Below are 11,748 nucleotides of genomic sequence, written 5' to 3'. Positions count from 1 at the left end.
GAACTGAGATCTGTGCCACACTTATGCACGATACAAATGTTCATGCCATTCAGTCGGTGGACATGCTCCTGTGTATATAGGGATGAAAAGGAGAACAACATGAAATTTGCCTATATGTTAAGTGCTTTAGCCGTTGCCACCGCATTGACCGCCTGTGCCAATAATCACAGCGACAGTGCGAAAAATAACGCGGCTGCCGCCGATCCTTACGGCATCGCGTCACTGACGTCCTCGCAGCAACAGCCTAACGTTTCCGGGACTATCTCTATTCGGCAGAAAGTTGCCCTGCCGCCGGATGCGGTACTGACCGTGACCTTGTCTGATGCTTCACTGGCCGACGCGCCGTCGCGCGTGCTGGCGCAGAAAGCCGTACGTACCGAAGGCCAGCAGCCGCCGTATAACTTTGTTCTGCCGTACAACCAGGCGGATATAAAGCCTAACGCGCGTATCCTGCTGAGCTCGGCCATTACGGTCAATGGTCAGCTGATGTTTATCACCGATACGGTCCAGACGGTGGTCAACGGTGGCGGCAGTCGTGCCGATCTGCTGCTGGTACCGGTACAGCAAACTGCGGTACCTGTCGCCGGCGATGGCGCAGCGGCGAACACGCCGGCCGTCGCGCAATAAGACCTCAAATGCCCCTGTTCAGGGGCATTTTTTTAATAAATCCAGCGATAGTGCTGCAGGTCGATATGCCCGCTACCGGAGACCTGTACCCCTTCAGCCAGCAGCGCCTGGCGCTGACGCTGCAGGTCCGGGCCTGTCAGTGAAATATCGCCGTGCCGGTTGACCACCCGATGCCACGGCAGAGCGGAGCCTTCCGGCAGACGCTTGAGCACGCCACCCACCTGGCGGGCCGCGCGCGGCGAGCCTGCCAGCAGCGCGACGTCGCCGTAGGTGGCGACATAGCCTTCCGGTATCGAGGCGATAATCTGCCATACCCGCTGAGGAAATGTGTCTTGAGGATCCATGAGGCGCCCTGTTGCCGGGAAAGGTTCAGGATAAGCGCTGGATAACGGGCTGTACAGCCCGCGGCTTAAGCGGAATGCGCTAGGGTAAACTCCAGCGCCAGGCCGAGGGTTTGCATCCCGTGTATGTTGTCATGCGGAGTCAAAGCCATCAGGCTTTCGAGAAACTTCAGCCGCCGCGACTGAGCGTTAATAATCAGCTTTGCGCGCAGGGCCGGGAGCTTCTGCGAGGTGATGGGGTAAACCACGCGCCCGCAGACCGCGATAGGCAGCCTGCGTAACTCGACGCTCTGCAGCACGCCGACGGTGGAGTAGAGCAGCGCAACCGGCGTCACCGCCAGCATCGTGCCGCTGCTGATGGTGATAAAATCCAGCACCAGCTCCGGGCGCAGGTAGTGCAAGCCCTTGAAGGATACGGTCACACCGTCAATCGCCGGCATCGCCAGAGTTGACGTCAAACGCGGTGATTCGCTCATTGATTCCCCATAACGATAAGATGTTGATTTAAAAAGAGGGCTTCGGTATCCGATGAAGTATGGATGAGCATGAAGCATTCTGCCGCGACGGCGCTCGCAATCCCTTGTATTGCCCGGTAAGGATTGTCGCGAAATTTAACAGCCCGGCCGGCGGCGGGTTTTCGCTAGCCTGTTAGCGGCTTTGCGCAATAAACCAGCATCCGATCGACGCCAGCTTGCAATTCAGCGCCGCAGTAGGGATAATGCGCCGGCGCGTTGGTTAACAACGCTCTCAATGGGGGCTCTGTTGGTTCTCCCGCAACGCTACTCTGTTTACCAGGTCAGATCCGGAAGGAAGCAGCCAGAGCAGACGACGTGTGTGCCGGGATGTAGCTGGCAGGGCCCCCACCCAATTCTGCTAAGCGCATGATGTCCATCATGTAACCCCTTTGTTTCGTGCATTGAAACGGCGGTGATACAACTTTTGTTTATCACTTAGGACGCTAATCAATGTCGCATCTTATGCTTTCCCGTCACGGGATTTGGTTCTACCGTAGGGTCTGCCTGACACCTCGGAAACGCCGTAAAATTCGTATTTCTCTTCGCACACGTTCCAGGCGTGAAGCCTTGCTCCGTGTGGGGAAAAATCTCGTTGTTATTTGTACTACCAGCAGGCTTTATGGCCTCTATTGTCTCAAATCGGGGAGAGGCTGGTAGGTTCCAGCCTTTGACGGTTATCTCACTTTCTTGAAGGTGAGCAGGATCAGAGGTACGCAGACAGCGAAACCAACAATAGAGGCTAACGCTGAATCAGAGTGATTTTGCGATAGTTCCTTAACACACCACAGAGCATTACTGCATACCCGAAGAGGCTCGCCGCCCGGCAACGGCAAAGAATTTATTTTTTGCACAAACTCGACTCTTCTGCTACCCAGAAAATGAGTTGTCATAATTTTGAAATAATAATGAAATATATCCGTCATGCGTTCGTCATAAATAACTGGCAGATTAGCAGTGGGAATTTGTTGCCAGATTACAAGCCGTAAATATATGTCTGGATCAACATGTTAACTTCGTGTATTAATTATGATGAATTTATTGCACGGGAAGCGTGACTATGACCACTGTGGTTTTGAACGTAAAAATTGATGCAGAATTAAAAGAGAAGCTGCGTCACTATGCGGAAGTAAATAACGAAAACCTGGGTACTGCGACGGAGAAACTGCTGCTACTCGCTTTTCAAATAGCGGATTCAGCGGACGAGGCGGGGGTTTCGGAAGAGGATATTGACAGCCAGCATACCGAAGAGGAAACGACTCCATTAACCCCTAAAGAAATCAAAGCATTAAGAAAGATTCTGAAGAAGAGAAAATGAAACAACAACTCTCTACAGCCAGCAACTACAGCGAAGCCTGCGACATGTTACGTTCAGGGTATGTGAAGCACGTTCGCCTGAACTGGAATATCGGCAGCGATGAGTTCTTTCGCATTGCTTCCGACTGGTGCGAAACCGGGGCAAAAATAAAAAAAGATGACGATGGTTTTATTATCTCGTTAAAAAGTTTTCCCATTCCGCGCCAGCATTAATGAAATGCGGTTTATTTTGTCATTCCGCTGACATATTGCGATGACAAGATAAACTGCAATTTTATAAAAACATCTCATATCCGTCATGGACGATGATTTTTGACGGGCTGAACCCAGCCCGTCGATATTTTATTATATTATTTTCCGCGCCCGCGTATTTTCACTCTGCTGTGCAAGACTATGCCACAGCGGCTGTAGCGTGCTGAAGGCGCTGCGTAGCGCCTCATCTTCCAGCGTAAACGGCAGCCGCAGATAGCGATCGAAAGCCCCTGCGAGGCCAAAGCGCGTCCCGGTCCCGATATGAATACCGCGGCTTTCTGCCCGCGCGGAAAGTATCGTCGCCAGCATCCCCGGTAGTTCAACCCAAAAAGAGAGCCCGCCCTCCGGCGGCGTAAAGTGCCAGTGGGGAAAATATTCAGCCATTAATTTACCGCACATATCCCGGCGGGCGGCCAGCATTGCCCGACGCGGCGGCAGCAGCTGTTTTTCATTTTCCAGCAGCCAGCAGCAGGCCAGCTGTTCGAGCAGTGGCGATCCGAGGTCAAGGGAGTCACGGGCCTGGACGAGCGAGGCGATGGTTCGGGACGAGGCGCGGATCCAGCCAATGCGCAGCCCGCCCCAGAAGCTTTTGCCGGCGGAGCCGATGGTGATAACCGGCGCATCGGGATTGAAGGCCGCCAGCGGCGGAGGCGGCGGGGCGTTGTACCATAAATCAACCATTGTCTCATCGACTACCAGCGTGGTGCGCGTATGGGCCGCAATATCAGCCACCCGCTGGCGGGTGGCGCTATCCATGCAGCGGCCGGTGGGATTGTGAAAGTCCGGCATCAGCCAGGCCAGGCGCGGGGCGGTTTGCGCAATGGTTGCCGCCAGCCCGTCACAGTCCCAGCCCTGGGCGGGCAGCGCCACGCCAACCGGCCGGCAGGAGGCTCCCTGAATCGCGCTGATCGCCATGGGATAGGTTGGTGCATCGACCACCACGCGGTCGCCGGGTCCGGTCATTAAGCGCAGCACCAGCGCCAGGCCGCTAAGCGCACCGTTAACAATCATCACTTCATCAGCCTGGGTCGCTAAACCGCGCTCGCAGTAGCGGCGGGCTATCGCCTCGCGCAGCGTCGCCAGCCCCTGCTGATCGTAGCCGGTGCTGGTCAGATGCTGGGGCATCACGCCCAGCGCATGATGGTAGGCCTGATGGATTTCCGGCCCGGCGCTGAGGGCGGCGGTGGCCAGGTTCACCGACGTGGCGCTGGCGGCCTGTTCTACCGTTCCAGCCTGGCGCTGGGGCAGGGCGATGCGCGAGCCGCTGCCCTGGCGGCTGTAAAGATACCCCTCTTCCCGCAGCTGGCCGAGCGCGCTGGCGATGGTCGTGCGGCTAACGCTCAGCGCCGTCGCCAGCTCGCGCTCGCCGGGCAGACGCGTTTCCAGCGTCAGGCGGCCGTCAAGGATCAGTAGCCTCAGCGCTTCTGCCAGCTGGCGCCAGAGCGGGGTGCGGGAGGCGGACTCCTGCCAGTTTCCCAGCAGGCGCACTAAAGATTGCGTACCAAATCGACGAGAAGCCATAGCGATCCACTTTTGTAAAACTGGCCATTAATTATCAATCCATTTTTGCCGATGATGGAGAGGTCCGCAATCATCCAGAGGTAAAAAATGTTACGTCGTCTACTGCAGCTCTATATCGGCCTTGTTCTGTACGGCGTGTCGACCGCGCTCTTTGTGCACGCCAATCTCGGGGCCGACCCGTGGGATGTTTTCCATCTCGGCATGGGTAAACAGTTTGGTCTGGATTTTGGCACGGTGATGATCCTGACCGGCGCGGCGGTCCTGCTGCTGTGGATCCCCCTGCGCCAGATGCCCGGGCTGGGCACCATCAGCAATGTGATCGTGCTGGGCCTGGCGGCAAATGCGACCCTGGCCGTTTTGCCGCCGCTTGAATCGGTGGTGGCGCGCAGCCTGCTGCTGGTCGGCGCGGTGATCCTCAACGCCCTGGCAACCGGTATGTATATTGGTGCCGGATTTGGCCCCGGGCCGCGCGACGGTCTGATGACCGGACTCCATGCCCGTACCGGCTGGTCGCTACGCGGGATCCGCACCGCCATCGAGGTATCGGTACTGCTGATTGGCTGGATGGCCGGAGGCACCTTTGGCGTCGGCACCGTGCTGTATGCGCTGACCATCGGGCCGCTTATTCAGCTCTGTTTGCCCTGGTTCCGCCAGCCCGTCGCTGTGCAGCCCGTTGCCGCCAGCCGCGAAGCCGCATCCTGATTTTATGCCGTCTTCGGCGATGACAACTAAACTTAACGCTGCAGATGCCGCCGGGTTCGCCGGCTGCGCTGTTCACTTCGGAGATAATGCTCATGAAGTACGTTGATGGTTTTGTCGTTGCCGTGCCCGCGGAAAATAAGGAGGCATACCGCGAGATGGCAGCGAAGGCCGCGTCACTGTTCAGAGAGTTTGGCGCGCTGCGCGTTGTGGAGTGCTGGGCGGACGACGTGCCGCAAGGCAAGTACACCGACTTTCGGATGGCGGTAAAAGCCGAGGACGATGAAGAGGTGGTATTCAGCTGGATCGAATATCCGTCGAAAGAGGCGAGGGATAACGCCAACGCAAAACTGATGACGGACCCGCGGATGAAGGCGCTGGGAGAGGGGATGCCCTTTGACGGCCAGCGCATGATCTTTGGCGGCTTTGCGCCGCTACTCGATGAATAATCTGCCAGCAGCACCATCCCCGCCGGCCCGCCGGTTTCGGGGATGGTGATAGCCAGCTACGCGGCGTTCACGATCCCTTCAGGTTATTTTCCGCCCACAGAATAAACTTCTCTTTCGGCAGCGCTTTGCTGTACAGCCAGCCCTGGGCGTATATCACGCCGTGATCGCGCAGCCAGTCGCGCTGGCGTTCGGTTTCCACGCCTTCCGCAACCGTCGCCAGGTCGAGCGCTTTTGCCATCTCGATGATGTGCGGCGTCAGCGGTTTATACTCCAGCGTATCAACAAACGATTTATCGATTTTCAGGGTATCGACGTCCAGCCGCTGCAGGTAGCTCAGGCTGGAGTAGCCGGTGCCGAAATCATCGATGGAGATGCGGTGTCCTGCCTGACGGTAGCTGGCGATCACCGGCAGCGTGGTTTGCGGGTCAACGAAGCCGCGCTCGGTAATCTCCAGAATGATCTGCTGCGCGGCGATATTCCAGTGCTGAAGCTGTTCGCGCAGAAGTATCGGCAGCTTTGGCGAGCGCAAATCATCTACTGACAGATTAATGGAAATATGGACCTCCGGCCGCTGCTGTAGCCAGGGGCCGAGGTCGGCAAAAATGGTGCGGACGATATCTTCGGTTAAGCGGGTAATCAGCCCGGTTTGCTCGGCGAGCGGGATAAAAATATCCGGTGACAGAAAGCTACCGTCGGGCTGCTTCCAGCGCGCCAGCGCTTCCGCCCCCGCGATTTTGCCACTCTGCAGCGAAACAATCGGCTGATAGTAGACCTGGATGGCGTTGGAGTTCAGGGCATCCAGCATCCCATAGCGCGGCGAGCGCAGTCGACGCAGCAGCCGCAGAATTAAAAATGAGGCCAGCAGGCTGGTAAACAGGCCGATGGGCACCCACAGCAGCAGCTGATGCCGCCATCGCTCCTGCAGCGGCAGGGTCGAGGACCAGGTCGCAATCCCGAGGCCCAGCTCCGGGATGCGGTGAATGCGGAAAACGGTATTGTCGAGGGTCAGCGTTTTGGCACCCTGATTTTTTATTTTCTCCCAGATAAGCGGATCGATCTTTTCGCTACTGACGATCGCCCGTTCGCGCCGGGTGCCAAACAGAACGGTGTGGATCTCATCCGGGCTCAGCTGGACGACGTCGATAAACGATGCGGGATCTATCATCACCATATGGTTATCGCTGCCCAGGGCCGTCATCCGGCGCTGCATGCCGAGATCGTTGAGGGTTGTCAGCCAGGCGCGGTAGCCGTCGGAGGTGATGCTATCGGGCTCGGGAAATTTGACGGGCGCGCTGCGGTCTTCAAGCGAAGAGCACTGCGGGACTGAATCATGCAGCCACAGCACTTCCTGCACGTAGCGATGGGTATAGGCAATGCGCCGCATCGCCTGTAAATGCTGCGGGCTACACGAGGCGTAGGGAATAGCCTCCGCTTCCTGCAGCGCCTCTTTCGCCTGATCGGCAACCTGCTGCACCCGCGTTAAAACGCGTGCGGAGTAGTTATCCAGCTCGCTATAAAACTGCGTTTTTGCCTGACTCGTTGCCAGCCAGATGCTCAGCCCGGTGGGCAAAATAATGGCGAGAATCAGCACCCCCGTAACCAGACTCACCAGGTGTCGGGTTGTCATGAGAATATCCTTATGTCAGAGGGGGTTCGATGAGTATACCCGATAGCGGAAAAAGGTCGCGGTGCCGGTGAATTATTATTGGATGTAAAAAATGCCCGAACCGGCAGATGTCGCCTGTTCGGGCTAAGATGGACGATCCGCTGCGTTCAAGGCGTTGAGCGCGCGGAGAAAACGAGGGCCGGAATGCCTTTCGCGCTAGCGTTCGGCATCCGGTAACAGCTTAATCGCCGATCGTGACAGCGAGATGTTGCGCAGCATGAAGGACTAGTGGGCGTCCGGAGCGGCAATATCGGCGCTGATGCGCAGGTTATTTTCATCAAAGACCATGCAGAAGCTATCGTCGAAGGCGACGTCGATTTTCTGCCACGGCCGGAAGTGGACGTCGCCGGGGAGCAGGATTTTGACATTATCGTGACCGTAGCACTGGCCGAACAGATAGGTGTTGTTCCCCAGTCGTTCAACGACTTCGCACTGGAAGCCGACAACCGTCCCGCTGCGAACGTCGGTCGACAGATGCTCAGGGCGGATCCCTAACGTGACGCTATCGCCGGGCCTTACCGGGGCGGTGGTAACATTCAGCGTCAGGTGATGATCCTGCGCCATCTTCACGCTGAGCTGGCCCGGCTGCCAGGCGGTGACTGTGGCGGGCAGGAAGTTCATCTTCGGCGAGCCGATAAACCCGGCAACGAATTTATTGACCGGGTTGTAGTACAGCGACATCGGCGAGCCCATCTGCTCAACCTTGCCGTAGTTCATCACCACTATCTTATCGGCAAGGGTCATGGCCTCAACCTGATCGTGGGTGACATACACCATGGTGGTTTTGAGCTCATGGTGCAGTTTGGCGATATGCAGACGCATCTCGACGCGCAGCTCGGCGTCGAGGTTAGAGAGCGGTTCATCGAACATGAACACCCGCGGGTTGCGCACGATGGCGCGGCCGATCGCCACGCGCTGACGCTGGCCGCCGGAGAGCTGTTTGGGCTTGCGGTCCAGCAGATGCGAGAGCTGCAGGGTTTTCGCCACCATTTCAACCTGACGGCGAATCTCGTCCTTCGGCACCTTATTGACCTTCAGGCCGTAGCCCATGTTTTCCGCGACCGTCATATGCGGATAGAGCGCATAGGACTGGAATACCATCGCCACGCCGCGGTGGGCGGGAACAACGTCATTCATCACCTCATCGCCAATCAGCACCTCACCATCGCTGACCTCTTCAAGACCGGCAATCATCCGCAGCAGGGTTGACTTTCCGCAGCCGGAAGGCCCAACGAAAACCGCAAATTCACCATCTTCGATATCAAGATTAACCTGATGCAGCGTCACGGTACTGCCAAACCGTTTGGTGACATTCCTCAGTCGTATATTGGACATCAACGTTCCCCGGGGTTAGTAGTCGTTATTTGCCGTTGGGATTAGGGTTGCAGCGGGTTTTTGTATTACGTGTAACAACTCGTCTGACCGATGATCAACAGCACTGAAATCATGCTATGACTATAACTTCCAGTATTTTTGCGCCCTACACCGATGTTTCATTTCTGCAATCACGATCACACAACTGGTAGCTTCATATGGTTTTATCCGCCTTCAAAGCGTAGCGTATAACAAATCACGGAAATAGGATTTTAGCGTTATAAATCACCGTAAAGTGCCTGATGTAAACATCGACAAACGTCGAATGGCTTAATAAAAACCAATAAATTGTTATACCTTCACATGAGGTTGATAATGAAAAAGAACACTCTTGCCGCACTTATCCTCACGACGCTGGCTGCCGGACAGCTGGTTAGCCTGCAGGCGCAGGCCGCCGGCCAGCTTAACGTCTGGGAAGACATCAAAAAATCCGACGGCATCAAAGCCGCGGTGAGCGATTTTGAAAAACAGTACGACGTGAAGGTCAGCGTGCAGGAAATGCCCTACGCGCAGCAGCTGGAAAAGCTGCGTCTCGATGGCCCGGCGGGTATTGGCCCTGACGTACTGGTTATCCCAAACGACCAGCTGGGCGGAGCGGTGGTTCAGGGGCTGCTGTCGCCGCTGAAGCTGGAGCAGGCGAAACAAGAGGCGTTTACGCCGGCATCGATCGGCGCTTTCCGCCTCGATAATGTGCTCTACGGCGTGCCGAAAGCCGTAGAAACCCTGGTGCTTATCTATAACAAAGACCTGATCGACAAGCCGCTGGATAGCCTGCAGGCGTGGTATGACTTCTCGAAGGCGCAGCGTGCGCAGAACAAATACGGCCTGCTGGCGAAGTTTGACCAGATTTACTACAGCTGGGGGGCGATTGGCCCGATGGGCGGCTATATCTTTGGCAAAAATGCCAACGGCGGCTTTAACCCGCAGGACGTCGGCTTGAATAAACCGGGGGCCGTCGAGGCGGTGACCTTCCTGAAAAAATTCTACAGCGATAACGTCTTCCCGGCGGGGATCCTTGGCGATAACGGCCTGAACGCGATCGACTCGCTGTTTACCGAGAAAAAAGCGGCGGCGGTGATCAACGGCCCGTGGGCCTTCCAGCCGTACGAAGCGGCGGGGATCAACTACGGCGTCGTACCGCTGCCGACGCTGCCGGACGGTAAGCCAATGAGCTCTTTCCTCGGCGTGAAAGGCTACGTGGTATCGACCTGGAGCAAAGACAAAGCGCTGGCGCAGCAGTTTATTGAGTTTATCAATCAGCCGCAGTACGCGAAGGCCCGCTACGTTGCTACCGGTGAAATCCCGGCGCTGAAGGCGATGATTGACGACCCGTTAATCAAAAATGATGAGAAGGCCAGCGCGGTGGCAGTGCAGTCGGCACGCGCGACGGCGATGCCGGGGATCCCGGAGATGGGCGAGGTCTGGGGGCCGGCTAACGCCGCGCTGGAGCTGAGTCTGACCGGCAAACAGGCGCCGCAGGCGGCGCTCGATAACGCGGAAAAACAGATCAAAATGCAAATTGAAGCGATGCAGGCCAGCAACCAGTAATGGCGATGTTCGCCACTCTGCAGGCGACGCGTAGGTTGGCGACGTTGATTCGCGCTGTAACGCAGCGCGAACGATCCAGGGTATCGCTGTAACAGAACGGGCGGGAAACCTCCCGTTTTCAGAAGGAGTCGTGTGTGATTATCAATCCCAGCGAAAATATTGCCGCAGCGCGCGGTGCGGGACGCCATGCGTGGTGCGGCCTGCTGCTGGCTGTGGTGCCGGGTTTTGGCCAGTTTTATCATCGTCAGTGGCTGAAGGGGCTGGTTTTCCTCGTGCTGCTGAGCAGTTTTATGAGCGTTTTCTACGACTTCCTGCATCAGGGGCTGTGGGGACTGTACACCCTCGGTGAAGAGGTGCCGCGAGACAACTCTATTTTCCTGCTGGCGGAGGGGATAATCAGCGTGCTGATCGTCGCTTTCGGCGTGCTGGTTTACTTTCTCTCGCTGCGCGACGCCTGGGTCAACGGCAAAAAGCGCGATGAGGGCGTGGCGCTCAACAGCGTGCGCAAACAGTACCAGATGCTGCTCAAAGACGGCTTCCCGTATCTGATGATTACCCCCGGCTTTATTCTGCTGGTGTTTGTCGTGATCTTCCCGATTTTGTTCGGTTTCGCGATTGCGTTTACCAACTACAACCTCTACCACACGCCGCCGGCGAAGCTGGTGGACTGGGTGGGATTAAAGAACTTTATTAATATCTTTACCCTCTCTATCTGGCGCTCGACGTTCTTTGACGTCCTGCAGTGGACGGTGGTCTGGACCCTGCTGGCGACCACCCTGCAGTGTACCGTTGGCGTTCTGCTGGCGATCCTCGTCAACCAGAAAGACCTGCGCTTTAAGCCGATGATCCGCACCATTTTCATTCTGCCGTGGGCGGTGCCGGGCTTCGTCACCATTCTGGTGTTTGCGGGAATGTTTAACGACTCGTTTGGGGTGATTAACAACGCGATCCTCTCCTTCTTTGGCATCAGCCCGAAGGCGTGGCTGACCGATCCGTTCTGGACGAAAACCGCGCTGATAATGATGCAGACCTGGCTGGGCTTCCCGTTCGTATTCGCCATGACCACCGGCGTGCTGCAGGCGATCCCCGACGATCTGTATGAGGCGGCAACGATGGATGGCGCCAGCGCCTGGACCCGTCTGCGGACGATTACGCTGCCGCTGGTGCTGTACTCGATTGCGCCGATCATCATCACCCAGTACACCTTCAACTTTAACAACTTCAACATCATTTACCTGTTCAACAACGGCGGGCCTGCGGTGGCGGGGTCGAACGCCGGCGGGACGGATATCCTGGTGTCGTGGATCTACAAGCTGACGATGTCGTCTTCGCAATATGCCATTGCGGCGACCATTACCATCCTGCTGTCGATTTTTGTCGTCGGCCTGGCGCTGTGGCAGTTCCGCGCCACTAAATCCTTTAAAAATGACGAGATGGCGTAA

At 56.8% G+C, this 11,748-nt stretch carries 12 protein-coding genes and 1 other RNA gene; 8 read left to right on the top strand and 5 right to left on the bottom strand.

Going from position 1 to position 11,748, the window contains the following annotated elements; all coding sequences use genetic code 11:
• The first annotated feature begins 99 nt into the window (after window positions 1-99).
• On the top strand, window positions 100-627 hold the full coding sequence (locus tag HCK03_RS20580) for a YbaY family lipoprotein (RefSeq protein ID WP_041144333.1): 528 nt from the start codon (window positions 100-102) through the stop codon (window positions 625-627).
• Between the two features lie 32 nt (window positions 628-659).
• Here HCK03_RS20580 and HCK03_RS20575 read toward each other — a convergent pair whose 3' ends face one another.
• Both HCK03_RS20575 and HCK03_RS20570 read right to left on the bottom strand, forming a co-directional pair.
• Entirely contained in the window at window positions 660-971 is a 312-nt protein-coding gene (locus HCK03_RS20575; protein ID WP_041144334.1) for an MGMT family protein, read from the bottom strand.
• 65 nt (window positions 972-1,036) lie between these two features.
• The gene (locus HCK03_RS20570) at window positions 1,037-1,444 is read right to left on the bottom strand and encodes a hypothetical protein (RefSeq protein WP_045854230.1); all 408 of its coding nucleotides are present in this window, start codon (window positions 1,442-1,444) and stop codon (window positions 1,037-1,039) included.
• Between the two features lie 284 nt (window positions 1,445-1,728).
• On the opposite strand from HCK03_RS20570, the gene ffs reads away from it, so the two are divergent.
• From ffs to HCK03_RS20555, 3 genes are all read left to right on the top strand, one after another.
• An RNA gene (gene ffs / locus HCK03_RS20565) (signal recognition particle sRNA small type) lies at window positions 1,729-1,825 on the top strand.
• Window positions 1,826-2,540: 715 nt separating this feature from the next.
• Window positions 2,541-2,798 (top strand): hypothetical protein, encoded by a 258-nt coding sequence (locus HCK03_RS20560; RefSeq protein ID WP_041144337.1) that lies wholly within the window; start codon window positions 2,541-2,543, stop codon window positions 2,796-2,798.
• A complete protein-coding gene (locus HCK03_RS20555; protein ID WP_041144338.1) occupies window positions 2,795-3,010 on the top strand; it encodes a hypothetical protein in 216 nt (71 codons plus the stop codon). The genes HCK03_RS20560 and HCK03_RS20555 overlap by 4 nt, the downstream gene beginning before the upstream one ends.
• A 132-nt stretch (window positions 3,011-3,142) precedes the next feature.
• Here HCK03_RS20555 and yczR read toward each other — a convergent pair whose 3' ends face one another.
• Window positions 3,143-4,570 (bottom strand): MocR-like transcription factor YczR, encoded by a 1,428-nt coding sequence (gene yczR / locus HCK03_RS20550; protein ID WP_143967632.1) that lies wholly within the window; start codon window positions 4,568-4,570, stop codon window positions 3,143-3,145.
• Window positions 4,571-4,657: 87 nt separating this feature from the next.
• On the opposite strand from yczR, the gene yczE reads away from it, so the two are divergent.
• Window positions 4,658-5,272 carry a membrane protein YczE gene (gene yczE / locus HCK03_RS20545; protein ID WP_115193443.1) on the top strand — a complete coding sequence of 205 codons (615 nt, stop codon included), beginning with the start codon at window positions 4,658-4,660 and terminating at the stop codon, window positions 5,270-5,272.
• Between the two features lie 92 nt (window positions 5,273-5,364).
• On the top strand, window positions 5,365-5,718 hold the full coding sequence (locus tag HCK03_RS20540) for a DUF1428 domain-containing protein (protein WP_041147535.1): 354 nt from the start codon (window positions 5,365-5,367) through the stop codon (window positions 5,716-5,718).
• 67 nt (window positions 5,719-5,785) lie between these two features.
• On the opposite strand, the gene HCK03_RS20535 is transcribed toward HCK03_RS20540, so the two are convergent.
• Together HCK03_RS20535 and HCK03_RS20530 are read right to left on the bottom strand one after the other, a co-directional pair.
• Window positions 5,786-7,345: an EAL domain-containing protein gene (locus HCK03_RS20535; protein WP_167692115.1), complete on the bottom strand. Its 1,560-nt coding sequence runs from the start codon at window positions 7,343-7,345 to the stop codon at window positions 5,786-5,788.
• Window positions 7,346-7,609: 264 nt separating this feature from the next.
• Complete coding sequence (locus HCK03_RS20530; RefSeq protein WP_076944687.1) at window positions 7,610-8,719, bottom strand: ABC transporter ATP-binding protein; 1,110 nt, start codon at window positions 8,717-8,719, stop codon at window positions 7,610-7,612.
• A gap of 354 nt (window positions 8,720-9,073) precedes the next feature.
• On the opposite strand from HCK03_RS20530, the gene HCK03_RS20525 reads away from it, so the two are divergent.
• Window positions 9,074-10,306 (top strand): extracellular solute-binding protein, encoded by a 1,233-nt coding sequence (locus HCK03_RS20525; RefSeq protein ID WP_041144343.1) that lies wholly within the window; start codon window positions 9,074-9,076, stop codon window positions 10,304-10,306.
• A gap of 134 nt (window positions 10,307-10,440) precedes the next feature.
• Window positions 10,441-11,748 (top strand): carbohydrate ABC transporter permease, encoded by a 1,308-nt coding sequence (locus tag HCK03_RS20520; RefSeq protein WP_076944689.1) that lies wholly within the window; start codon window positions 10,441-10,443, stop codon window positions 11,746-11,748.

The organism is Klebsiella terrigena, assembly GCF_012029655.1.
GTDB classification, from domain to species: Bacteria; Pseudomonadota; Gammaproteobacteria; order Enterobacterales; family Enterobacteriaceae; genus Klebsiella; species Klebsiella terrigena.
The sequence above is the reverse complement of the archived record's forward strand: the minus strand, read 5'-3'. Positions and strand labels throughout refer to the sequence as shown.